The sequence below is a fragment of the Nocardiopsis flavescens genome, from assembly GCF_900141985.1.
Classification (GTDB): Bacteria; Actinomycetota; Actinomycetes; order Streptosporangiales; family Streptosporangiaceae; genus Nocardiopsis; species Nocardiopsis flavescens.
Genome location: NZ_FQZK01000001.1, coordinates 146547 through 168639 on the forward strand (window position 1 = coordinate 146547; position 22093 = coordinate 168639).

Below are 22093 nucleotides of genomic sequence, written 5' to 3' on the forward strand. Positions count from 1 at the left end.
TACCCGGATGGGCACGGTATGTCACATGCGCGGTACGCGCCGTGAGTCCGGGTGCGGGGGCGGGGGCGTGTCGGGGGTGCGGCGGGTCAGCGCTGCTGGGGGACCTGCTCGACGCCGTTCCACTGCTGGTACTGCTGGGCGGCCTCGGCCGCGGCCTGGTCCTCCTGGCGGTCGCGCACGCACTTGGCGAGGGTGAAGGTGGCGGTGATGACGTAGAGCAGGCCCATGCCCAGGAAGGCGCGGATCCACAGGTCGACGGGGAGGAAGACCACGCCCACGCCCAGGCCGACGGAGGCGGCGGCGAAGGAGATCATGGACTGGAGGTAGAACTGGGGGCTGGACCGGGGGGCGGGGGCGAAGGGGTTCATACGCCCATGGTGGACGGGGCCGGTCCGGGGCGCCTGAGTACGCCTACTCACCCCGCGTCCGGTCCGGCGGGTCGCGGGGGCGCGGGCCGGTCCGGGCGCAGTGCGGACAGGTCCTGCGGGCCGGGCTCCCCCAGGGCCAGGCGGGCGGCGAGCGCCCCCTGGTAGGCGCCCAGGGACAGGCCCTCCCCGCCCAGGCCGGTGGCCACGACGACGCCGGGGATCCGTGCGTGGGCGCCCAGCAGCGGGAGCCCGTCGCGGGTGGCCGGGCGCAGGCCCGCCAGGGAGCCGACCACGGTGGCCCCGGCCAGGCCGGGCAGGTCCTCCAGGGCCCGGGACAGGTTCTCGGCGGTGCTGCGGGCGGTGACGCGGTGGTCGAACCCGGCCTCGGGCTCGCGGGTGCCGCCGGTGACGACGCGGTCGGGGCCGAAGGCCACGGCGTGGCCCCCGTGCCCGCCCCAGCGCAGGACCGGCCAGGAGCGGGTGTCGGTCCCGGGCAGCGCGAAGTGGGTGACCTGGCCGCGCACCGGGACCACCGGCAGGTCCGTCCCGGCCGGCTCTAGGAGGCGGCCGGACCAGGCCCCGGCCGCCACGACCACCGTGGGCGCCCGCAGGTCCTCGCCGCCCACGCGCACCCCGCTCACCCGGCCGCCGTCCCACAGCAGGTGCGCCTCGCCCCTGCGGTGGTGCAGGCCGCGCTCCTGGGCGGACTGGAACAGGGCGTCGCGCAGGACGGCGCCGCGCACGCGCGCGATGCCCTCGACGTACACGCCGCGGTGGGCCTCGGAGAGCAGCGGGACGTGCTCGCGCGGCTCGCCCGGGGCCAGGCGCTCCACCCGGCCCATGCCCTCGTGGCCGGGTTCGGCGGCCAGGGCGCGGAGCAGGTCGTACCCGGTGTCGTCTCCCTCGGGGTCCAGGCGGATGCCGCCGACCCGCTCGTGGCCGGTGGCCCGGCCGTCGTCGGCGAGCAGGTCCAGGAGTCCGGGCAGGTGGGCTGCGGCGCCCCGTTTGAGGGCCTGGAGGGCGGGGTCCTCCCCGGGCAGGGGCCAGGGGAAGACGACGCCCTGTCCGGCGGCGGTGGCCCCGCCGGCGCGGGAGTCCTCGACCAGGGCGGTGGAGGCGCCCTTGGCGGTGAGGTGGAGCGCCGCACTGGCGCCGACGATGCCGCCGCCGACCACGATCACGTCCATGGCATCCTCCGGTCGGGGGTGCCGGGGCGGGCCCCGGCGGGGTGGTCGGGCGGCCGGTCCACCGTACGCGGCCCGGCCCGGGGTCTTCCAGCGCCCCCGTACCGGCGGGTTCCCGCGGTAGTCGCGGCGCCCCGGCCTCCCGGGGGCGCGACCCCTGCCGGCCGCCGGGCGGGCACTGTTCCCGGAGCCGGGGCGCGCGTCACCGGGGCGGCCCGCTCTGTGATGTGCGCCCTTGGCGGTGGAAAGCGGTGGAATGCCCGGTCGCCGCGGCCTGTGACGCTCCCGTGAACAAGCCGAAAGACCCGCGTGCCGCATCCGGGACCGGGGTAGGCAGCGGCGATAGGTTGTGCGGTCAACGAGGAGCGCACCCATCCCCTGGAAGGCAGTCAACACGTGAGCACCTACCACGGCGTCGCCCTGATGCGCCGCCCCGGGCCGAACCTGGCGCGGGGCATCGTCACCCACATCGACCGGGTGGAGGTCGACCCGGTCCTGGCGGCCCGCCAGTACACCATCTACCAGGAGGCGCTGGCCTCGGCGGGGTGGCGGGTGTACGAGGTGGACCCGGCGCCCGAGCACCCCGACTCGGTGTTCGTGGAGGACCCCGTGGTGGTCTGCGGCGACCTCGCGGTGCTGACCCGCTCCGGGGCGCCGGAGCGGCGCGGGGAGGTCGAGGGCGTGGAGGCGGCCGTGCGCGGCCTGGGGCTGCGGGTGGCGCGGATCGAGGCGCCGGGGACCCTGGACGGGGGCGACGTCCTCCAGGTGGGGGCCACCGTGTACGTGGGGGTGGGCGGGCGCACCGACGAGGCGGGCGCGGCCCAGCTGGAGCGGCTGCTCAAGCCGATGGGCCGGGAGGTGCGCCGGGTGGCGCTGGGGGCGGCGCTGCACCTGAAGTCGGCGGTCACGGCGCTGGGCGACGGCACCCTGGTGGGCCTGGAGGAGCTGGTGGACGCCGCGGCGCTGCCGCCGCTGCTGCGCCCGCGGGAGGAGCCCGGCGCGCACGTGCTGCCGCTGGGCGGCCGGGACGTGCTCATCAGCGCCGCGGCGCACGAGACCGTCCACGAGCTGTCCGGGCGGGGGTGGCGGGTGCTGCCGGTGGACATCTCCGAGTTCGAGAAGCTGGAGGCGTGCGTGACCTGCCTGAGCGTGCTGCTCCCCGGCCGGTGACCTGACCCCGCCGCCCCCCGTTTTGCCATTACGGCAAAGTTTTTTGTGCTGGACGCCCGACGGGCCGCATCCTGGTCGCGGAGGTGATCGAGGTGACGGATCGAGACGGCACCCGCGACTACGACGTGGTGGTGATCGGCGGCGGTGCGGCCGGGCTGAGCGGGGCGGTGTCCCTGGCCCGCTCGCGCCGCTCGGTGGCGGTGGTGGACGCGGGCGAGCCCCGCAACGCCCCCGCCGAGGGGGTGCACGTGCTGCTGGGCCGGGAGGGCGTCGACCCCCTGGACCTGCTGGCCCGGGGGCGCGAGGAGCTGCGCGGCTACGGCGGCGAGGTGGTCGGCGGCCGGGTCGTGGGCGCCGCCCGCGAGGACGGGGGGTTCGCGGTGCGCCTGTCCGACGGGCGCACCCTGCGCTCGCGCCGCCTGCTGGTGGCCACCGGCCTGGCGGACGAGCTGCCGGACGTGGCGGGCCTGGGCGACCGGTGGGGGCGGGACGTGATCCACTGCCCCTACTGCCACGGCTGGGAGGTGCGGGGGCAGCGGATCGGCGTGCTCTCCAGCGGACCGATGTCGGTGCACCAGGCGCTGCTCATGCGCCAGCTGAGCGAGGACGTCGTGTTCTTCGCCCACACCGCCGACCCGGTGGGCGCCGAGGACCGCGAGCGGATGCGGGCCCTGGGCATCGAGGTCGTCCAGGGCGCGGTCGCCGCGGTGGAGACCGCCGGCGACCGCCTGAGCGGGGTGCGCCTGGGAGACGGGCGGGTGGTGGAGCGCGACGCCCTGGCGGTGGCCACCCGCATGGTGGCGCGCGCCGGCTTCCTGGCGGAGCTGGGCCTGCCCCTGCGCGAGCACCCCATGGGGGTCGGCGAGCACGTGGAGGCGGAGTTCGGCGGGCGCACGGAGGTGGCGGGCGTGTGGGCGGCGGGCAACGTCACCGACCTGACCGCCCAGGTGGGCGCGGCCGCCGCGGCGGGCACGATGGCCGGGGCGCAGATCAACGCGGACCTGGTCATGGAGGAGGCCGACCGCGCGGTCGCGCGGATGCGCGCCGGGCTGCCGTTCTCGGCCCGGGCGGAGGCCCGGGCGCACGAGGCGGTGGCGGGGCCGGAGCGCCACGGACTGTGACACGCGAGCGCGACGAGGGGGAGCACATGGCGCAGGACTTCGACCGGGACTACTGGGAGGACCGCTACCGCGGCCACGCGGGCGGGCACGGCGTCCCGCCCAACCCGCACCTGGTCGCCGAGGCCTCGGACCTGGAGCCCGGCCGGGCGCTGGACGCCGGGGCGGGCACCGGGGCCGAGGCCCGGTGGCTGGCCGGGCGGGGATGGCGGGTGACGGCTGCGGACATCTCCCAGGCCGCCCTGGACGCCGCCCGCGAGCGCACCGCGGACCTGGACCCGCAGGCGGCCGGGCGCATCGCGTGGGTGCGCGCGGACCTGACCGAGGGGATCCCCGGCGGGGGCGGCTACGACCTGGTGTGCAGCCACTACGCGCATCCCACCGGCGGGTACGCGGCGTTCTTCGGCCTGCTGGCGTCGGCGGTGGCGCCGGGCGGCACGCTGTTCGTCGTCGGGCACGACCACACCGGGCCCCACGGCCACGCGGGGTCCCACGGCCACGACGGGTCGCTGGAGCACGCGCGGGTGGGGGCGGCCGAGGTGGCCGCCGTGCTCGACCCCGGCGCGTGGGAGGTGCTGGTGAGCGAGTCGCGCAGCCGCGAGGTGGAGCGGGGCGGGCACCGCTCCGTCCTGCACGACGCGGTGCTGCGGGCCCGCCGCCGCGCCTGAGCGCACGCGCGGCGCGGTCCCGGGGAGCCCGAAGCCCCCGGGACCGCGCCGGTTCACAGCCAGTCGTGCTCGCGGGCGTAGCGGGCGGCCTCGTGCCGGGTGCGCGTCTGGGTCTTCTGCATCGCGTTGGACAGGTAGTTGCGCACCGTCCCCTCGGCCAGGTGCAGGCGCCCGGCGATCTCGGCCACCGAGTAGCCCTCCCGGGTCTCGCGCAGCACGTCCACCTCGCGGTCGGTGAGCGGGGAGTCGTCGATGACGGCCAGCGCCGACACGTCCGGGTCGATCCACCGCTTGCCGCCGTGCAGGGTGGCCACGACCTCGGCGATGTGCGCGGGCTCGGCCGACTTGCTCACGAACCCCTGGACCCCGAGCTTGAGCGCCCGGCGCAGCACCCCGGGGCGGGCGTGGCGGGTGAGCATCAGCACCGCCTGGCCGGGCAGCTCCCGGCGCAGCCGGGCCACGGCCTCCAGCCCGTCGGTGCCGGGCATCTCCAGGTCGATGACGAGCACGTCGGGCCGGTGCCGCAGCACGGCCTCCACGGCCGCCGCGCCCTCGGCCGCCTCGGCGAGCACGGAGATGTCCCCCTCCAGGGGCAGCAGCGCCGCCAGTGCCGACCGCAGCAGGGCCTCGTCGTCGGCGAGCACCACGGTGATGGTCATCTGTGTCCTCTCGTGATCGTCAGCGCGCGGCGGCCGGCCGGGGGGCCGGGAACGAGGCGGCCGTCAGGAACCGGTCGTCCTCGCGCCGCGCCGTCAGCTCGCCACCGGCGCCGGCCACCCGCTCCCCCAGGGCGGCCAGTCCCCGCAGCGCGGGGGTGGGCCCCTGTCCGGCGCCGTCGTTGGTGATGATGATGCCCGTCTCGGCGAGGGTGATCCGCACCCTCGACGCCTGCGCGTGGCGCAGGATGTTGGTGGTGGTCTCGCGCAGCACCTGGCCGAGCAGGACCCCCGCCCGCTCGTCCACCTCGCCCTCGCGGTCGACCTCCACCCGGATGCCGGCGGCCTCGAAGAGGTTCTTGGCGTTCTCCAGCTCCGCGGACAGGTTGAGCCTGCGCTGGGCGTAGGCCAGCTCGCGGGTGCGGGAGATGGTGTCGCCGACCAGCTCGTACACCTCGCCCAGCTCCTTCTCGGCGCGGACGGTGTCGGCGCCCAGGAGCTTGCGGGCCAGGGCGACCTTGAGCTTGACCACGTGCAGGGTGTGCCCCTGGATGTCGTGCAGGTCGCCGGCGAAGCGCACGCGCTCGCGCATGACGGCCATCTCGGCCTCGCGCTCGCGGGCGCGCTCCAGCTCGCCGATGACGTCGTGGACGGCGAAGACCAGCGAGACCAGGACGAACCCGCCCAGGCCGACGGCGGCCGAGGTCACGCCGTAGCGGAACAGGATCTCCAGGGGGCCCTCCGGCCCCAGGGCCGCCCGCACCCCGATCAGGACCGCGGCCAGGGCCACGACCCCGGCGGCGGCCGCCCTGCGGTGGCGGCGCAGCTCGGAGACCAGGATGGTGGCCACGACCGCGAAGCCGTAGACCGTGGTGGCGCCGTCCAGCCACAGGACCCCGGCGACCCACACGGCGGTGACGACGAGGGCGCCGGGGAGCATGAGCAGGGGGCGCCGGCCCGCGGTCCACAGGTTGACGGTGATCATCGTCAGGGACAGCCCCAGGCCCATGAGGAGCGCGTCCCACCAGGCCTCGGCGTCGGTGGCGATCAGCAGCGCGCCCACGGCCGCGATCGACCCCGACACGATGTCCAGGTTGAGCCGGCGCAGCCGTCCCTGTGTTTCCTCGGTCTGCTCGGACGCCATGCGCCTCCCTCTCCCGGTCCGCGGCGCGGGCCCCCGGCGGGCGCGGCGCGCCCCCAGTCTGGCCGGGTCCGGGCGGGCCCCACCAGTGACACGGCGTCACGGTCGGGGCGGGTGAATGTCACGGTCGGCCGGTGACGCGGTCGCACTGCCGCGGGAGGGGGTCGGCGGGCGACTGTTGGGGGGAACGCGATTCCCCACCGACGAAGGGTTCCACGATGATCGAGTACCTCCAGGACTTCACCTCCCAGGTGCCCCAGGCCCTGCAATGGATCGTGGTGATCCTGCTCGGCATGGTCCCCTTCGTGGAGTCCTACAACGGTTCGGCGCTGGGCGTGGTGGCGGGTCTGCCCGTCTTCGTGGCGGTCCCGGCCGCGGTGGCCGGCAACCTCGTGTCCATGATGGCCGTGGTGGCGGTCTCCTCCCGGGTGCGGGAGAGGGTGCTGGCCGGCCGCGGCGGCGACGCGAGCGAGCCGTCGCCGCGCCGGGCCAAGCTGAAGGAGCGGTTCGACCGCTACGGCGTGGCCGGGGTGGCCCTGCTGGGCCCGCTGGCGCTGCCCAGCCAGATCACGGCGGCGGCGACCGTCTCCTTCGGCGCGACCCGCGGCGCGGTGGTGTTCTGGCACGCGGTCGCGATCGTGCTGTGGGGCGTGGGGGTCGGCGTCCTGGTGTCCCTGGGCGTGGCCGTCCTGACCTGACCGGCCGGGTGCCCCGGCACGGGGGCCGGGGCACCCGCGGCGGGTCGCCGCGCCCTCACGCCGCCCGGTCCAGGAGCGCGCGGGTGCGGCGCAGGACCTCGGCGTGGGTGAGGCCGCGCGAGGCCAGCACCGAGGCCGCGGGCTCGGGCAGGCCCTGGCGGAGCAGGGCCAGCAGCAGGTGGGCGGAGTCAATGGCGTCGTGCCCGGCGGCGATGGTCTCGCGCAGGGACAGCTCCAGGACCTTCTTGGCCCTGGCGTCGAAGGGACTGCCCAGGCGCCCGCGCCGGCGCACCGGTGCCGGCCGCTCGGGCGGGGCCAGCCCCTGGGGGCCGAAGGCCTCCTCCAGGCGGCGGAACAGGGCGTCGGTGTCGATGCCCACGGCGCGCAGGGCGTGCAGCTCGCGGTCGTTGAGCCCGGCGGGTCCGGCGGGCGGGTCGGCGAGCATGGCGGGGGTGATCCCGGCGTCGGCCAGGATGCGGGCGCCGGCCCCCTCGGAGCGGGCCAGGGTGAGGAGCAGGTGGGCGGGACCGACCTTGGCGTCGCCCTGCTCGGCTGCGGTGGCGACGGCGTCGGAGACGACGGCGCGGGCGGTGCGGCTGAAGCGTTCGAACACGGTGTCACTCCCGGTGGGCGTGCTTCTGGTGGACGGCCTGGCGGGTGACGCCCAGGTGGTCGGCGATCTCCTGCCAGGACCGGCCCTGTTCGCGGGCGGCGCGCACGTGCAGGGCCTCCAGGTGGTCGGCGAGTTTGCGCAGCGCGGCCACGGCGGTCAGGCCGGTGGCCGGGTCGGTCGGCGGCGTTCCCCCATGCATGGTGTCAATTTATCTTGACGCCCTAAGAGTGTCAAGAAGGGTTGACGCTCTGCCGTCGGCGGAAACGGGACGGGCACCGGGGCGGGCGCTGCGGCGTTGGACAGGGGGACAGCACCACCGAACACGGGAGACCCATGACCGCCGTCCGCCTCGTCCGCAGCGCCACCCTCACACCGGACGTCGACTACGCCTACGCGGCCACCGCCACCGGACCCCTGCGGGCGGTGTGGACCGCCGGGGCCTGCCCCCTGGACGAGAAGGGGGCCACCGTGGCCGTCGGCGACGTCGCCGGCCAGGCCGAGCAGGTCATGCGCAATCTGCGCACCGCCCTGGCCGACGCCGGGGCCTCGCTCACCGACGTCGTCAAGACCACCGTCTACGTCGCCTCCCCCCGCCAGGAGGACCTGGTGGCCGCCTGGGACGTGGTGCGCGCCCACATGGGCGACCACGACGCACCCTCCACCCTGCTCGGGGTGGCGGCCCTGGGCTACGACGACCAGCTCGTGGAGGTGGAGGCCGTCGCCGTGGCGGCGGCCTGAGCCGCCCGCCGGGGCGGGGACGGTGCGCACCGTCCCCGCCCCGGCGGTTCAGCGCTGGGCGGCGGGGCGCACGATGATCTCGTTGACGTCCACGTCCGCGGGCTGGTCCAGGGCGAAGGCCACGGCGCGGGCGACCGCGTCGGCCGGGATGCTCCGCCTGCGGTACTCCACCATGAAGTCCGCGGCGTAGGGGTCGGTGATGTGCTCGGCCAGCTCCGACTCCGTCACCCCCGGGGAGACGGTGGTCACCCGGACCGAGGGGTCGGACTCCACGCGCAGCCCCTCGGTCAGCGCCCGGGCCGCGAACTTGGTGGCCGAGTAGACCGCCGAGGTGGGCGGCACCTCGTAGGCGCCCACCGAGGCGACGGTCACCACGTGGCCCGACCCCTGGGCGCGAAAGTGCGGCAGCACCGCGGCGACCCCGTTGTAGAGACCCTTGACGTTGACGTCGAACATCCGGTCCCACTCGTCGACGAGCAGCGACTCCAGGCGCGACAGCAGCATCACGCCCGCGTTCGCGACCAGGACGTCCAGGCGCCCGTGCTCGGCCGCCGCCTGTGCGGCCAGGGCGGCGAAGGCGGCGCGGTCGGTCACGTCCAGGGGGTGCGCCCGCGCGGTGTGCCCGGCCGCGGTGAGGTCGTCGGCGACGGCGCGCAGGCGCTCGGCCCGCCGCCCGGTGAGGACGACCGTGTGCCCCTGCGCGGCCAGGCGCCGGGCCACCGCCTCGCCGATCCCGCTGCCCGCCCCCGTCACCAGGACGACCTTCTGTGCCGCTGTGCCCGTTCCGTGTGTGCTCATGGCCCCCACCCTGGCCGGGGCGGGCAGCGGGAGGAAGGCCGCGCCTCTCCGGGGTGCGCCGCACCCCCGCACGGGCGGTCCCGCGCCGGGGGCCGCGCCCCTTCCCGCCCGGTGCGCCCGCTCAGGCGCGGGCGCGGTGCGCGCGCACCCGGGCGCGGGTGGCGCACCGCTTGGAGCAGAACCGGCGCGTGCTGCCGCTGCCGGTGTCGATGAAGACCAGGTCGCAGCCGTGGGCCGCGCACACCCCGCCCGGCGGGCGCTGGCGGTCGGTCAGCAGCAGCGCCAGCACCAGGCCTGCCGAGGCGGCGAACCACTCCGCCAGCGGCGCGTCGTCGCAGGAGTCGGTGTGCACGTGCCAGTGCGAGGTGCCGCCGTGGTCGGTGAGCCGGGGCCGGTGCGCCCCGGCCAGCAGGGCGTTGACCGCGGCTGCCGCCGCCGCGGCGGTGTCCGCGGCCAGGACGGCGCGGATCCGCCCGGCCGCCCCGCGCATGGCTTCGACGTCGGCGCCGGCGACCGGGTCGGTCTCGCCGTGGGCGCGCAGCACCTCCCGCACCCGCCCGGGACCGGTGTCCGGCCGGGCCAGGGCGTTGACGAGGTCGGCGGTGCGGGCGGCGACCGCGCGCACCGAGCGGCCGGTGAGGGCGGTCGGGGTGGGCATGCGGCCACTGTAACGCCTCTTCTGGTTTGTGGCGTTACCCCGTAGCGTCCGGGCCGTGCGCGACGTGACGAGGTACCTGGGCGGTGCGACCGCGGCCCGGACGGGCGATGAGATGTCGGGGCCGGCGCTGCTGCTGCTGGGGATGGCGCTGACGGGCGAGGCCGTGGCGGGTTCGGCGCTGCTGGCCGGGCTGACCGGGGCGGCGGCCGTGGGAGGCCCGCTGGTGGGCGCCCTGCTGGACCGCTCCGCCCGGCCCGGGCGGCTGTTGGCGTGGGCGCTGTGCGCCTACGCGGCGGGGCTGGTGGCGCTGGCCCTGGCGGTGGGCCGGGTGCCCCTGCCCCTGGCGGTCGGCGCCGCGGCGGCGGTGGGGCTGCTGGGCCCGGCGCTCTCGGGCGGGTGGACCGCGCAGCTGCCCCGGGCGGTGCCCTCCGCCCCGCGCGGGCGGGTTGACGCCTGGGACGCGATGACCTTCGGCGCCGCCTCCCTGCTGGGACCGGCGCTGGCGGGCGCCGTCGCCGTCCTGGCCGGGGCGGGTGCGGCGCTGGCCTGCGCCGCCGCGCTCATCGCCCTGGCGGTCCCGGCCGCGCTGGCGCTGCCCGGCGCCCCCGCCGCCCGGCCCGCGGGCCGGGTGCTCCCCCGGCTGTGGGAGGGGGTGCGGGCGGTGCTGGCCCCGGGGGCGCTGCGGTGGGCGACCGCGGTCAGCGCGCTGTCCGTCGCCGGGACCGGGATGCTCGTGGTGTGCGCGCCGCTGCTGGGGATGCGCCTGATGGGCGGCGCCGAGCAGGGGGCGCTGCTGCTGGCCGGGATGGCGGTGTGCTCGCTGGCCGCCAACCTGGTGATGGCTCGCCGGCCCGGCGCGGTCTCCCCCGACGCCCTGCTGCGGGTGTGCGTGGCCGTGCAGGCCGCCGGTACCGCGGGGGCGGCGTGGGCGGCGTCGGCGTCCTGCACGCCGGCGCTGGTGGCCGCGGTGGCGCTGGTGGGCGCGGCCGAGGGGCCCCAGCTGGCCGCCCTGTTCGCGATCCGCCACCGCGAGGCGCCCGAACCCCTGCGGGCGCGGGTCTTCACCACCGGGGCGAGCCTGAAGATCTCGGCGTTCGCCGCGGGTGCGCCGCCGGCCGGGCCGCTGGCGCAGTCCTCGGTCCCGGCGTGCCTGGTCGCGGCGGCGCTGCTGCACGCGGTCGCGGCGCTGGCCCCCCGCCGGTAGCGGACACGTCCTGGCCTGCACTGCTGGCAGACTGCGGGTATGTCGACCACCACGTCCTCACGCCTGCTGCGCCTGCTCTCCCTGCTCCAGACCCGCAAGGACTGGCCCGGCGGGGAGCTGGCCGAGCGCCTGGAGGTGAGCGCCCGCACCGTGCGCCGCGATGTGGACCGGCTGCGCGAGCTGGGCTACCCGATCCGGGCCACCATGGGCACCGGCGGCGGCTACCAGCTGGGCGTGGGCGCCGCGCTGCCCCCGCTGCTGCTGGACGACGAGGAGGCCGTCGCCGTCGCGGTGGGGCTGCGCACCGCCGCGCAGGGCGGGGTGCGCGGCATCGAGGAGACCTCGGTGCGCGCCCTGGCCAAGCTCCTCATGGTGCTGCCCTCCCGGCTGCGCCGCCGGGTGGAGGCCCTGGGCGGCTTCACCGTGCCCGTGCCGGGCGGCGGCCCCGTCGTGGACGCCGACGTGCTGGCGCTGGTGGCGGGCGTGTGCCGGGACGGGGAGCGGCTGCGCTTCGACTACGAGCGCCACGACGGCACCGTCGCCCGGCGCGTCACCGAGCCGCACCGCCTGGTCTCGCGGGGGCGGCTGTGGTACCTGGTGGCCTGGGACAACGAGCGCGACGACTGGCGGACCTTCCGGGTGGACCGGATGCGCCCGCTCACCCCGACCGGGCCGCGGGTGCCCCCGCGCGACCCGCCCGCGCAGGGGGTGGCCGCCTACCTGGCCGAGCGGATGAACTTCCACATGTGGCCGCACCGGGCCAGGGTGCGGCTGTTCGTGGACGCCGAGGAGGCGGAGCGGCGCGGCATCGGCGCGTACGGGCGGCTGGAGCCGGCGGACGCGGACTCCTGTGTGCTGGAGGTCGCGGGCGACTCGCTGCGGATGATGGCCTGCTACCTGGCCATGCTGGACGTGGAGATGCGTGTGGAGGAGCCCGGGGAGCTGCGCGCCGAGATGGCGGCGCTGTCCGAGCGCCTGCGCCGCGCCGCGGGCTGACCCTCAGAGGCGCCGGTACTCGGTGAGGTCGATGTCGACGGAGTAGGGCAGGTCGACCTTCAAGCGATTACGGTGCAGGCCAGAAGGAATGTAGCGGTTCGTGGCAGGGTCGAGTTCGTACACGTACACCACAGGGTCGCCGTTCTTCTTCTCGATCCGCCAGAAGTGAGGGATTCCCGCTTCTGCATAGAGCTGGGGTTTGCGCACCCGGTCCCGATCGACCGACTCGGGGGAGACGACCTCACCCACCAACGTGACCGAGGCAGGTGCGAAACTCGTCTGCTCCTCGTCCACTGCGGAGGCGTCAACCACCAACAGATCGGGTTCAGGGCGTTGACGAGGACCGAGCGTGACCGTCATCTCGCGCCGGACCCGGTATTCCGGGGGAGCGCACGAGCGCAACCGCTGGACCAAGATGTCCAGGAAAACGCTGTGAAAGCCCTTCTGAGGACTCACGAGAACGAGGCTCCCGTCGATCAGTTCGGTGTGGGGGGGCAGCTCAGGCAGTCTGTCGAGGTCCTCGGCTCTGAAGCCCCCGGGCGGAGGGATGAGCCAGTCGGGCACCGGCTGCGCGCACATGTCCCCACCTAACGATCGTCGAAAAGTGTCCTTGGAGGACACTTGAGGCCCACAAAGGTCATTGAGATCGATCGTAGTCGGCCGGGCCGTCCTTCGCCGGGGAACTCCCCACGGGGACACCCCAAAGCAACTACTGTGAGCAGCTACACGATTTCCCAGAGTGATGAAAGTGGGATCAGCGTGCTCGACCGCGCCCTCAGCCCGACGTCCGACCGCCACCTCCTGCCGACCGTGCGCGACCTGTGCCCCGGCTACCGGATCGCCCGCTGGGACTCCCCCGCCGCCCTGACGGCCGACCGCCGCGCCCGCCTGCACGCGCTGCTGCGCGGCCTGGCCGCCCGCGCCTTCGGAGCCGACCACTCGGCCTACTGGCACGCCCGCGTCGAGGGCGGGTTCTTCGACCGGGTCACCGCCCTGGCCCTGGTCATGGACCGCACGGGCGTCCCCGTCGGCTGGGGCGGCTACCACCGGCTGCACCTGGCCGGGCGGCCCGCCCTGTACCTGGACGCCACCGGCGTGGTGCCCGCCCACCGCCGCAGCGGCATCACCTCGGCGCTGATGACGCACTTCCTGACCCGCGAGATCCGCACCCGGCCGCTGCGCGGCATGGACGTGGTCATGCGCACCCGCCACCCGGCCGTCTACGCCGGGTGGCTGCACAACCTGGGCCCCCAGCGGGTCTTCCCCAACACGCGCCGGCCCCTCCCCGCTCGGGTCCGGCGCGTGGCCGCCGACGCCGCCGACTGGCTCGGCGACGGCCCCGGCCTGGACCCCGACACCCTCGTGGTGCGCGACGCCTACCGCGTGTTCGACGGCGACGTCTACGGGGTGCGCCCGCGCAGCGGCCACAGCGACATCGACGACCTCTTCGCCCGCACCGTCGGACCCAAGGACGCCCTCATGGTGGTGGCGCACATGGACGCCGCCGCGCTCGCCCGCTGCGCCCTGGCCCGCGCCGCCCGCTCGCGGGTGCGCCGCATGCCCTCCCTGGGCGGGCGGCCCCGGCGCGGCGGACGCGCCGCCGCGCCGGTCCACCCCGACACCGTCGGGCTGCTCACAGCGGCACGGCCTTGACCGTGGGCGCGGTGTAGACCAGCCCGCCCATGTCGCGCACCCTGTCGGTGAGCGCGGCCAGGCGCAGGCTCTCGTCCCAGGTCATGTCCGGGCTCTGGGAGAGCCCGGCCGCCACACACCGGGCGACCTCCTCGGCCTCGTACTCGTAGCCGTTGGCGCGGAAGGGCCGCTCCAGGACCTCCGGTTCGGCGCCCTCCCGGTACAGGACCGCCTCGGTCGCCGCCCAGAACAGCGGCAGCTCCACCCGCCCCCGCGTCCCGGCCAGCACCGCCCGGTTGGGCAGGGCGGTGAGCGAGGCGCACGACAGGGTGGCCGTCGCGCCGTGCTCCCCGCGCACCAGCACCGTGGTGTGGGTGTCCACCATGTGGTCCGGCGACAGCCGGCGGGTGGCCCCCACCACGGTCAGCTCCCCCAGGTACCACGAGGCCAGCATCAGCGGGTACACGCCCAGGTCCAGCAGGGCGCCGCCGCCCAGGTCGGCGTTGAACAGCCGGTGGTCGGGGTCGTAGGGGGCGCTGACGCCGAACTCGGCGGAGATCTGGCGCAGCTCGCCGATCGCCCCGTCGGCGACCAGCTCGCGGACCAGGCGGTGTACGGGGAGGAAGCGCGTCCACATCGCCTCCATGAGGAAGACGCCGTTGGCCCCGGCGGCCGCGGTCATCTCCGCCGCCTGGAGCGCGTTCATCGCCATCGGCTTCTCCACCAGCACGTGCTTGCCCGCGTTCAGGCACAGCAGGGTGTGCGGGTGGTGCCAGGGGTGGGGGGTGGCGACGTAGACCGCGTCCACGTCGGGGTCGGCGGCCAGGTCCTCGTAGGACCCGTGGGCGCGGGCGACGCCCCAGGTCGAGGCGAACTCCCGGGACCGCTCCGGGGTGCGCGAGCCGACCGCGGTGACCCTCGCCGTGGGGGTGGCCCGCAGGCCCTCCATGAAGGAGTGGGCGATCCCGCCCGTGCCGAGCACGCCCCAGCGCAGTACGCCGTTCTCATCTGTCATGGATGCATCCTAAAAACACGGCCATCCCGGGGTCCGGGCGGGGGAAGGTCCTCGGTTTCCGGGCGCGGGGGCCGTACGGTGGCCCCAGGACGGCACGGAGCCGGTCCGGCGGACATCGGAGGGGGACATGGCGCAGACGCTCGCCCACAGGCTCGGGGTGCGCCCCGGGGACAGGCTGCTCGTCCTCAACGCGCCCGAGCGGTACCTGAGGCTGCTGGAGCCGCCGCCCGACGTGCACATCGACCTGGGCCCCATCGAGGGGGCCGAGTACGACTCCGCGCACCTGTTCGCCCTGGACCGCGGGACGGTGGACCGCGAGCTGCACCCGCTCCTGAAGACCCTGTCCCCGGCCGCGGCGGTCTGGGTGTGCTACCCCCGGCGCGGCGGCACCATCATCACCGACCTGGGCCCCGACAAGGGGTGGGACGTCCTGGTCGACGACGGGTGGCGCCCCGCCGCCCAGGAGGAGATCGACTCCGACTGGACGGCGCTGCGCTTCACCCGCGCCTGAACCTCAGCGCTCGCGGACCTGGACGCTCCCGCTGACCGTGTCCACCTGCACGCGCGGCCCCGAGGCGGAGGTGTCCACCCCGATCTCGCGCCCGCCGGAGACCGACTCGCCGGTCACGTCGTAGGCGCCCGCGGGGACGCCCACGTCCACCGAGCCGCTGGTGGTCTCCACCGCCAGCGTCTGGAAGGGCTCGTCGGTGAGGACCTCCACGGCCCCCGAGACCGAGGAGACCTCGGCGGTGTCGAACCCGCCGCCGACCGAGACCCGGCCGCTGGTGGACTCGGCCTCCACCGCCGCGGCGGAGAACCCGCCGACGTCGACCGCCCCGGAGGTGCTGGAGGCGTACAGGCGCTCGCCCTCACCGGAGGCGGTGATGGCGCCGCTGGTGGTCTCCAGGTCGGCCGAGCCCGCCACGCCGGCGGCGTCGATGCGGCCGCTGGTGGTCTCCACCCGCACCTCGCCGGAGACGTCGGAGAGGTCCACCGCCCCGCTGACGGTGTCCACCTGCACCCCGGCGTCCAGGCCGGTGGCGCTGACCCCGCCGCCGATGGTCTCCACCTGCACCGACACACCGGCCGGGACGGCGATGGCGTAGTCGACCGCGCAGCCGCCCACGAACCAGATGCCCGAGCACTCGGTCTCGATGCGCAGGTGGCCGTCCTCGGTCTCGATGTCCTCGTCGGGCTCCGAGAGCGGGGTGCCGCGCATCTCCCGGTCCACCAGGACCCGGTCGCCGTCGGTGCCGGTGAGGGTGACCCGCCCGCGGGTCTCGTTCTCCACGACCAGGCGCTCAGGGGAGGCGAAGGAGTCCTCCCTGCCGCCCCGGTCCACGCCCACGCTGCCCAGCACCGAGACCGCGGTCACCGCGATCAGGACCGCCACCAGGACGCCGCCCAGCACCAGCCACGGTCCGGCGCGGAACCCGCTCCGGGGCTCCTTGCTCGACGAGGCGTACAGCCCCCGTGCCTTGAATGTCACTTTCTTCCTCTCCGTCCGGGGCCCCTGCCCCGTCGTGCCGCGGTGCCGGTCAGTCCCGGTCGTGGTCGCGCAGGTAGTGCAGGACCGCCTGCACCCTGCGGTGGTCGTGGTCGTCCTGGCCCAGGTCGAGCTTGGTGAAGATCGACCGGATGTGCTTCTCCACCGCTCGCTCGGTGACGGTCAGCCGGGAGGCGATCCCGGCGTTGTTGAGGCCCTGGGCCATCACCTCCAGCACCTCGGTCTCCCGCGGGGTGAGCCGGTCCAGGGCGCTGCCCCGGTGTCCGCTGAGCAGCTGGGACACCACCTCGGGGTCGATCGCCGCGCCGCCGCCGGCCACCCGGCGCAGCACGGTGAGGAACTCGTCGATGTCGGCGACCCGGTCCTTGAGCAGGTAGCCGACCCGGGACATGTCGCGCCCTCCGAACAGCTCGGCGGCGTAGCGTCCCACCACGTGCTGGGACAGCAGCAGCACCGCCACCTCCGGGTGCTCCTCGCGGATGCGGATGCCCGCCCGGATGCCCTCCTCGGAGTAGGTGGGCGGCATCCGGATGTCCACCAGGCACAGGTCCACCTCCGGGTGGGCGGCGATGGCGCCCATGAGCGCGTCGGCGTCGCCGACCTCGGCGAGCACCTCCACCCCGGCGTCCTCCAGCAGCCGGGCCATGCCGCTGCGCAGCAGCACCGAGTCCTCCGCGATGACCACCCGCGGCCCCGCCCCGGGGACCCCGCCCTGCTGCGCGGGCCGGGCCGGGGCCGGTCGCGCGTCGTGTCCGTGGAACACGGTTCTCATGCCTCCCAGGGGATGTCGGCGGTCAGGACGGTGCCCTCCCCCGCCGGACTGTGCACGGTCAGGACGCCGTCCACGGCGTCCACCCGGTCCCACAGGCCGTACAGGCCGCTGCCGGACTCGGGGTCGGCGCCGCCGGCGCCGTCGTCGGTGACGGCGACCCGCAGCAGGTCGCCGCCGCGGCCGGCGCCCACGCGCCGCGCGGACACGGTGACCCGCCCGGCGCCGGAGTGCTTGGCCGCGTTGGTGAGCGCCTCGCACACCACGTAGTAGGCCACGCCCTCGGCGCGGGCCGAGGGCCGCCCGTCCAGGTCCACCTCCACCTTGGCCGGGACGGGCGAGCGCCCGGCGGCCACCGGCAGGGCGGCGGGCAGGCCGCGGTCGGTGAGCACCCGGGGGTGCAGGCCGCGGGCGACCTCGCGCAGGTCCTCCATGACCTCGCGGGACTCGCGCTGGGCCTCGGTGATCAGCTCCAGGGCGGCGCCGGGGTCGCTGCCCACGCGGGCGCGGGCCCGGGTGAGCGTCAGGGTCAGCGCGAGCAGCCGCTGCTGGGCGCCGTCGTGGAGGTCGCGCTCGATGCGGCGCCGCTCGGCCTCGGCGGCGTCCACCATGCGCAGCCGGCTGTCCTGGACGTGGGAGAGGCGGCGGCGCATCCGCACCTCGGGCGCGTCGAACAGCAGGGCGCGGTGCAGCGCCACCTCGGTGGTGACCGCGTAGGGGGCCAGCTTCAGCCCCACCAGGGCGACCAGCGGCCCCAGCACCACCTGGGCCAGCGGGCCGGCCAGGTCCGAGGGCTGGCCCTGGGCGAGGATGAACACGGTGCCGAACAGCGCGCCGATGGCCATCGCCGTCCCGGACACCACCAGGACCACCGCGACCCCGCCGAACAGCAGCCCGTGCAGCCCGGCGGCGGTGGTGTAGACGACCATGGACCAGGCCTCGCGGCCGAACAGGAAGCGCCACAGCCTCGGCCAGCGCCCGTCGGGGGCCAGCGGGTCGGGCGGCGCGGTCTCCACGATCCCGAACACCGTGCCCAGCCGGTGCCGCTGCACCCGGCAGGCCAGCCGGGCCAGCAGGACGGCGACGGCGGGCAGTACGACCAGCATGCCGAGCACGTCCCCGGCGAGGTCGGCGAGCCCGCCGTCCCAGGGGTCGCCCCCGCCCGGGGCGAAGGTGAACCCCGCCCAGGAGGCGGCGGCGACCAGTGTGATCGCGGGGAGCAGGTAGAACAGCGACAGGGCGAACGAGGTCATCAGGTGGGCGACCTCGACCGCGCGGGCACGCCAGGGCGTCCGGCGGGCCGTGGCGACGGCGTCGCGGACGGACCCCTGGGAGGGCCCGGGCGGGTCGCCGGGCCGTGCGATGGATGGACTGCGACCGCTCACGTACCCCAATCTAGGTTCGGGGCGGGTCGGGACACGATCCCCTCAGCACGTGGACACCGGGTGGTGGTGGCACTACCCGCCCGCGGGCGGGCGTCGAGGGAAGGGGACCGTGTGGTCGGGGAGCGGGTCGAGGTGGCCCCGGTGCTGGCCGACATCGGCCGCGTCAACATGCTGTTCGCCCTGGAGGCGGGGCCGCCGGGCCCGGGGTGGCGGGCACTGTCCGGTGCCGGGCCCAAAGAGGCCGCGGCCGAGGTGGAGCGGGTGCGCGAGCGCCTGGCGGGGTTCGCCGCCGTCCCCGCGGGGGCGGTGGAGTGGCGGGTGGCGGCGTCGCTGTTCCAGCAGGGGCTGGCCACCCGGCTGCTGTCGCCGGTGCTGGCCGCCGCGCTGTGCCACGGGGCGGCGCTGCGCGCGCGGGACTTCCACCGGGACCCGGGGGCCGCCGGCGCGCCGGTGCTGCGCACCTCCCAGCGGTGGGCCACCCCGGTCTGCCGCGAGCCCGCGGCGGTGGCCGCCCACCTGGCGGAGTCCGTGCTGGCCGGGGTGCTGGAGCCGGTCGCGGCCGCACTGCGGGCGGCGGGGGCGCGGGGCCGGGTGGCCCCGGGGCTGCTGCGCGGCAACACCGCCTCGGCCCTGGCGGGGGCGGCGCGCTCGCTGGGCGCGGACCGGCCCGCGGTGCGGGAGCGGGCCCGGGAGGTGGTGCGCCTGCTGACCTCGGCGCCGCCGCTGGCCGGGACCGGCTCCTACACCGGTCGCGACGCCGGCGGGGCAGCGGTGTTCCGGCGCACCACCTGCTGCCTGTACTACCGGGTGCCCGGCTCGGGGTACTGCGGCGACTGCGCGCTGACCGCCCCGGGGCGCGGGCCCGGCGCCTGAGCGCCGGGGCCCGGGGGTGCGCGGCCCGCCCGAGGCGGCGCCGCGCCGGGAAAACGGGGTGACAGCGGGGGGCCGCCGTGGCACCCTGCCCGGATGGTCACTCCCGCTCTTTCCCCCCTGTACCGCGACTGCGACTTCAACGGGCCGCTCTCGGACGCCCGCGCGGCACGGCTCATCGACGGCCTGGGCCCGCTCGACGGCGCGCACGTGGTGGACGTGGGGTGCGGGTGGGCCGAGCTGCTGCTGCGCACCCTGGAGCGCGCGCCGACCGCCACCGGGTTCGGTATCGACCTGGGCGGGGAGGCCCTCGCCCACGGCCGCGCCGGCGCCGCCGCGCGCGGGCTGGCCGACCGGGTGGAACTGGTCGAGGGCGACGCCGGGGAGTGGACGCGGGCCGGGTCCGGGACCGCTGCCGACGTCGTGTTCAACATCGGCTCCACCCACGCCTGGGGCGGTGAGCCGGTGGAGCACACGGCCAACGCCCTGGAGGCCCTGTCGGGCCTGCTGCGGCCGGGCGGGCGGCTGCTGTTCGGGGAGTGCTTCTGGCTGCGCGAGCCCACCGGCGCCGAGCTGGCCGCCATGTACGACACCCCCCGCGAGCAGTACCGGACGATGCGCGCCCTGGTGGACATGGCCCTGTCGTACGGGTTCCGGCTGCGGGAGCTATCGCAGGCCTCCCCGCAGGAGTGGGACGACTTCGAGAACCGGCACGCCCGGGGCTGGGAGGACTGGCTGGCGGCCAACCCCGGCTCCCCGGACGCCGAGGAGGTCCGCGCCCGCGCGGACCGGCACCGCGTCGCCCGCGTGGACGGCTGGCGCGAGGTCATGGGGATGGCCTACCTGACCCTGGTGCGGGTGTGAGCGGCGGGGCGGGCCGCACACGGCGGCCCGCCCGTCGGCGCCCTCAGCCCGCGTCGGCGGCGCGGCGCACCTGCGCGAGGTCGATGCGGCCCATGGCGAGCATGGCCTTGACGGCCCGCTCGGCGCGCGCCGGGTCGGGGTCGCCGACCAGGTCGTTGAGCTCGCGCGGGAAGACCTGCCAGGAGAATCCGTACCGGTCCTTGAGCCAGCCGCACCGGCTCTCCCGGCCGCCGTCCTCGGTGAGGGCGTACCAGTAGCGGTCGGACTCGGCCTGGTCGTCGCACAGCACCTGGAGGGAGAACGCCTCGCTGAAGGTGAACTCCGGCCCGCCGTTGAGGGCGGTAAGCTGCTGGCCCTGCACCTCGAAGTCGACGGTGAGCACCGCGTCGGCGGGGCGGTGCAGACCGGGCCCGTACGGGGTGACCTTGAGGATGCGCGCGTCGTCGAACACGCCGACGTAGAAGTTCGCCGCCTCCTCGGCCTGCGTGTCGAACCACAGGCAGGGGACGATCTTGTTGAGCTCGGTCATGGTCCTGGTCCCTTCGGGGCGCGGTGTTCCGTCACCTGTACCGACCCGCGGTCCGGTGCGGACTCATCGCGGTCGACGCGGTTCTCTCGGGTGCTGCTCCGCCTTCGCCAAGCTCCCCCATCCTCCACTGCGGCGTCCTATGATCAGGGGATATCCGGTGGTGGAGGGGAGTTTCGTGGAGCAGCGGTACTACTCGGTGGACCAGGTGGCGGAGCTGTTGGGGCTGCACGTGAAGACCGTGCGCGGCTACATCCGCGACGGGCGGCTGGCGGCGACGCGCATCGGCAAGCAGTACCGGATCCGGCGCGAGGACCTGGAGGCGCTCAGCGGCGGTCCGGTGGAGGAGCGCGCGCCCTCGGGACCGGTGGCGGTGGAGGTCTCCACGGTGGTGCGCCTGGAGGGGGTGGACCGCAACCGCGTCGACCGGGTGACGACGCTGGTCACCGCCGCCGCGGCCACGCCGGGCCGGGGGCGCCCCCCGGTGCACGTCCAGGCGGTGCACGACGCGGCGGCGCACAGCCTGCGGCTGGTGATCCTGGGGGACGCGGCGGGGACGGCGGCCCTGCTGGAGCTGGTGGAGATGGCCGCCTCCGACTGACCCGTCGTCTCACATTCCGGGATGATCATCTCACTGAAAGAGATGTCGGGTGTAGGGTCGGGGCACCGCCGACGCCTCGGACGCCCACGGAGAGACGAAGATGACGCGCTACACCCACGGCCAGCACCCCACGGTCACCGACTCCTACCGCTGGCGCGACGCCGCCAACTCGGCAGGGTACGCGCTGGCCGAGATGACCCCCGGCCGGTCCCTGCTGGACATCGGCTGCGGTCCGGGCACCATCACCGTCGACCTGGCCGCCCGTGTGGCGCCGGGCCGGGTGGTGGCGCTGGACTCCTCCCCCGAGGCGGTGGAGCTGGCCCGCGCCACCGCGGAGGAGGCGGGGGTCGGCGGCATCGAGTTCCGCGTGGGCGACGTCCACGCCCTGGACCTGCCCGACGCCTCCTTCGACGTGGTCCACGCCCACCAGGTGCTCCAGCACGTGGCCGACCCGGTGCGGGCGCTGGCCGAGATGCGGCGCGTGACCGCCCCCGGCGGCGTGGTGGCGGCCTGCGACAGCGACTACTCCGGGATGTACTGGTACCCGCGCCTTCCGGAGCTGGACGCGTGGATGGACCTGTACCAGCGGGTGGCCCGCCGCAACGGCGGGGAGCCCGACGCGGGGCGGCGGATGTCGGCCTGGGCGCGCGCCGCCGGGTTCACCGAGGTCTCCTACGCCGCCGAGGTGTGGGACCACTCCTCCCCCGAGCGCCGCGCCTGGTGGGGCGGCATGTGGTCGCGGCGCGTCCTGGAGTCGGACCTGGCCCGCCAGGCGGTGGAGGAGGGGCACGCCACCCGGGCCGACCTGGAGCGGATCTCGGCCGGCTGGGCGGCCTGGAGCCGGGACCCCGACGCCGTGTTCGTCATCCCCCGCGGCACCGTCCTGTGCCGCGGGTGAGGACCGCCCGGCGGCC

At 76.0% G+C, this 22093-nt stretch carries 27 protein-coding genes; 13 read left to right on the top strand and 14 right to left on the bottom strand.

Annotated elements, in window-relative coordinates; all coding sequences use genetic code 11:
- Positions 1-86: 86 nt before the first annotated feature.
- The gene (locus BUE45_RS00715; RefSeq protein WP_073373852.1) at positions 87-368 is read right to left on the bottom strand and encodes a YiaA/YiaB family inner membrane protein; all 282 of its coding nucleotides are present in this window, start codon (positions 366-368) and stop codon (positions 87-89) included.
- A gap of 47 nt (positions 369-415) precedes the next feature.
- Entirely contained in the window at positions 416-1555 is a 1140-nt protein-coding gene (locus BUE45_RS00720; protein ID WP_073373854.1) for an NAD(P)/FAD-dependent oxidoreductase, read from the bottom strand.
- A 420-nt stretch (positions 1556-1975) separates the two neighbouring features.
- On the opposite strand from BUE45_RS00720, the gene ddaH reads away from it, so the two are divergent.
- The 3 genes from ddaH (at position 1976) to BUE45_RS00735 (ending at position 4508) form a co-directional block, all read left to right on the top strand.
- Complete coding sequence (ddaH, locus tag BUE45_RS00725; RefSeq protein ID WP_073375197.1) at positions 1976-2722, top strand: dimethylargininase; 747 nt, start codon at positions 1976-1978, stop codon at positions 2720-2722.
- Between the two features lie 92 nt (positions 2723-2814).
- Positions 2815-3843 carry an NAD(P)/FAD-dependent oxidoreductase gene (locus BUE45_RS00730; protein WP_073375201.1) on the top strand — a complete coding sequence of 343 codons (1029 nt, stop codon included), beginning with the start codon at positions 2815-2817 and terminating at the stop codon, positions 3841-3843.
- On the top strand, positions 3840-4508 hold the full coding sequence (locus BUE45_RS00735) for a class I SAM-dependent methyltransferase (RefSeq protein WP_342745972.1): 669 nt from the start codon (positions 3840-3842) through the stop codon (positions 4506-4508). The genes BUE45_RS00730 and BUE45_RS00735 overlap by 4 nt, the downstream gene beginning before the upstream one ends.
- Before the next feature lie 53 nt (positions 4509-4561).
- Here the strand turns inward: BUE45_RS00735 and BUE45_RS00740 are convergent, their stop codons facing one another.
- Positions 4562-5167 (bottom strand): response regulator transcription factor, encoded by a 606-nt coding sequence (locus BUE45_RS00740; protein WP_073373856.1) that lies wholly within the window; start codon positions 5165-5167, stop codon positions 4562-4564.
- Positions 5168-5186: 19 nt separating this feature from the next.
- Positions 5187-6308 (bottom strand): sensor histidine kinase, encoded by a 1122-nt coding sequence (locus BUE45_RS00745; protein ID WP_073373858.1) that lies wholly within the window; start codon positions 6306-6308, stop codon positions 5187-5189.
- 215 nt (positions 6309-6523) lie between these two features.
- On the opposite strand from BUE45_RS00745, the gene BUE45_RS00750 reads away from it, so the two are divergent.
- Positions 6524-7003: a hypothetical protein gene (locus BUE45_RS00750; protein WP_073373860.1), complete on the top strand. Its 480-nt coding sequence runs from the start codon at positions 6524-6526 to the stop codon at positions 7001-7003.
- Between the two features lie 55 nt (positions 7004-7058).
- On the opposite strand, the gene BUE45_RS00755 is transcribed toward BUE45_RS00750, so the two are convergent.
- Entirely contained in the window at positions 7059-7616 is a 558-nt protein-coding gene (locus BUE45_RS00755) for a Clp protease N-terminal domain-containing protein (protein WP_073373862.1), read from the bottom strand.
- 4 nt (positions 7617-7620) lie between these two features.
- Positions 7621-7815: a hypothetical protein gene (locus BUE45_RS00760; RefSeq protein WP_073373864.1), complete on the bottom strand. Its 195-nt coding sequence runs from the start codon at positions 7813-7815 to the stop codon at positions 7621-7623.
- A gap of 134 nt (positions 7816-7949) precedes the next feature.
- Between BUE45_RS00760 and BUE45_RS00765 the strand changes: the two genes are divergently transcribed.
- Positions 7950-8354, top strand: coding sequence for a RidA family protein (locus BUE45_RS00765; protein WP_073373866.1), 405 nt, complete (start codon positions 7950-7952; stop codon positions 8352-8354).
- A gap of 48 nt (positions 8355-8402) precedes the next feature.
- Here BUE45_RS00765 and BUE45_RS00770 read toward each other — a convergent pair whose 3' ends face one another.
- Together BUE45_RS00770 and BUE45_RS00775 are read right to left on the bottom strand one after the other, a co-directional pair.
- Positions 8403-9152 carry an SDR family oxidoreductase gene (locus BUE45_RS00770; RefSeq protein WP_073373868.1) on the bottom strand — a complete coding sequence of 250 codons (750 nt, stop codon included), beginning with the start codon at positions 9150-9152 and terminating at the stop codon, positions 8403-8405.
- 121 nt (positions 9153-9273) lie between these two features.
- The gene (locus BUE45_RS00775) at positions 9274-9810 is read right to left on the bottom strand and encodes a CGNR zinc finger domain-containing protein (RefSeq protein WP_073373871.1); all 537 of its coding nucleotides are present in this window, start codon (positions 9808-9810) and stop codon (positions 9274-9276) included.
- Positions 9811-9865: 55 nt separating this feature from the next.
- Here BUE45_RS00775 and BUE45_RS00780 point away from each other — a divergent pair, with 55 nt between their 5' ends.
- Together BUE45_RS00780 and BUE45_RS00785 are read left to right on the top strand one after the other, a co-directional pair.
- The gene (locus BUE45_RS00780) at positions 9866-11014 is read left to right on the top strand and encodes an MFS transporter (RefSeq protein WP_073373873.1); all 1149 of its coding nucleotides are present in this window, start codon (positions 9866-9868) and stop codon (positions 11012-11014) included.
- Positions 11015-11053: 39 nt separating this feature from the next.
- Entirely contained in the window at positions 11054-12010 is a 957-nt protein-coding gene (locus tag BUE45_RS00785) for a helix-turn-helix transcriptional regulator (protein ID WP_073373875.1), read from the top strand.
- Between the two features lie 3 nt (positions 12011-12013).
- Here the strand turns inward: BUE45_RS00785 and BUE45_RS00790 are convergent, their stop codons facing one another.
- Positions 12014-12589 (bottom strand): Uma2 family endonuclease, encoded by a 576-nt coding sequence (locus tag BUE45_RS00790; protein WP_073373878.1) that lies wholly within the window; start codon positions 12587-12589, stop codon positions 12014-12016.
- Between the two features lie 180 nt (positions 12590-12769).
- Between BUE45_RS00790 and BUE45_RS00795 the strand changes: the two genes are divergently transcribed.
- A complete protein-coding gene (locus BUE45_RS00795; protein WP_073373880.1) occupies positions 12770-13663 on the top strand; it encodes a GNAT family N-acetyltransferase in 894 nt (297 codons plus the stop codon).
- On the opposite strand, the gene BUE45_RS00800 is transcribed toward BUE45_RS00795, so the two are convergent.
- Positions 13644-14657, bottom strand: coding sequence for a Gfo/Idh/MocA family protein (locus tag BUE45_RS00800; RefSeq protein WP_073373882.1), 1014 nt, complete (start codon positions 14655-14657; stop codon positions 13644-13646). The two genes, BUE45_RS00795 and BUE45_RS00800, sit on opposite strands and share 20 nt — an antisense overlap.
- Before the next feature lie 127 nt (positions 14658-14784).
- Between BUE45_RS00800 and BUE45_RS00805 the strand changes: the two genes are divergently transcribed.
- Positions 14785-15168, top strand: a complete 384-nt coding sequence (locus BUE45_RS00805) for a hypothetical protein (protein WP_073373884.1) — start codon at positions 14785-14787, stop codon at positions 15166-15168.
- Positions 15169-15171: 3 nt separating this feature from the next.
- Here BUE45_RS00805 and BUE45_RS00810 read toward each other — a convergent pair whose 3' ends face one another.
- From BUE45_RS00810 to BUE45_RS00820, 3 genes are all read right to left on the bottom strand, one after another.
- Positions 15172-16146 (bottom strand): DUF4097 family beta strand repeat-containing protein, encoded by a 975-nt coding sequence (locus tag BUE45_RS00810; protein ID WP_084736746.1) that lies wholly within the window; start codon positions 16144-16146, stop codon positions 15172-15174.
- Between the two features lie 49 nt (positions 16147-16195).
- A complete protein-coding gene (locus BUE45_RS00815; protein ID WP_073375205.1) occupies positions 16196-16849 on the bottom strand; it encodes a response regulator transcription factor in 654 nt (217 codons plus the stop codon).
- A gap of 83 nt (positions 16850-16932) precedes the next feature.
- Positions 16933-18318, bottom strand: coding sequence for a sensor histidine kinase (locus BUE45_RS00820; protein WP_394328501.1), 1386 nt, complete (start codon positions 18316-18318; stop codon positions 16933-16935).
- Positions 18319-18429: 111 nt separating this feature from the next.
- On the opposite strand from BUE45_RS00820, the gene BUE45_RS00825 reads away from it, so the two are divergent.
- Together BUE45_RS00825 and BUE45_RS00830 are read left to right on the top strand one after the other, a co-directional pair.
- Positions 18430-19191 (top strand): (2Fe-2S)-binding protein, encoded by a 762-nt coding sequence (locus BUE45_RS00825; RefSeq protein WP_245832673.1) that lies wholly within the window; start codon positions 18430-18432, stop codon positions 19189-19191.
- 93 nt (positions 19192-19284) lie between these two features.
- Positions 19285-20052: an SAM-dependent methyltransferase gene (locus BUE45_RS00830; RefSeq protein ID WP_073373888.1), complete on the top strand. Its 768-nt coding sequence runs from the start codon at positions 19285-19287 to the stop codon at positions 20050-20052.
- Between the two features lie 43 nt (positions 20053-20095).
- Here the strand turns inward: BUE45_RS00830 and BUE45_RS00835 are convergent, their stop codons facing one another.
- Positions 20096-20581, bottom strand: coding sequence for a VOC family protein (locus tag BUE45_RS00835; RefSeq protein WP_073373890.1), 486 nt, complete (start codon positions 20579-20581; stop codon positions 20096-20098).
- A gap of 139 nt (positions 20582-20720) precedes the next feature.
- Between BUE45_RS00835 and BUE45_RS00840 the strand changes: the two genes are divergently transcribed.
- Together BUE45_RS00840 and BUE45_RS00845 are read left to right on the top strand one after the other, a co-directional pair.
- A complete protein-coding gene (locus BUE45_RS00840; RefSeq protein ID WP_245832675.1) occupies positions 20721-21179 on the top strand; it encodes a helix-turn-helix domain-containing protein in 459 nt (152 codons plus the stop codon).
- A 100-nt stretch (positions 21180-21279) separates the two neighbouring features.
- Positions 21280-22077, top strand: coding sequence for a methyltransferase domain-containing protein (locus tag BUE45_RS00845; RefSeq protein ID WP_073373892.1), 798 nt, complete (start codon positions 21280-21282; stop codon positions 22075-22077).
- Positions 22078-22093: the final 16 nt, after the last annotated feature.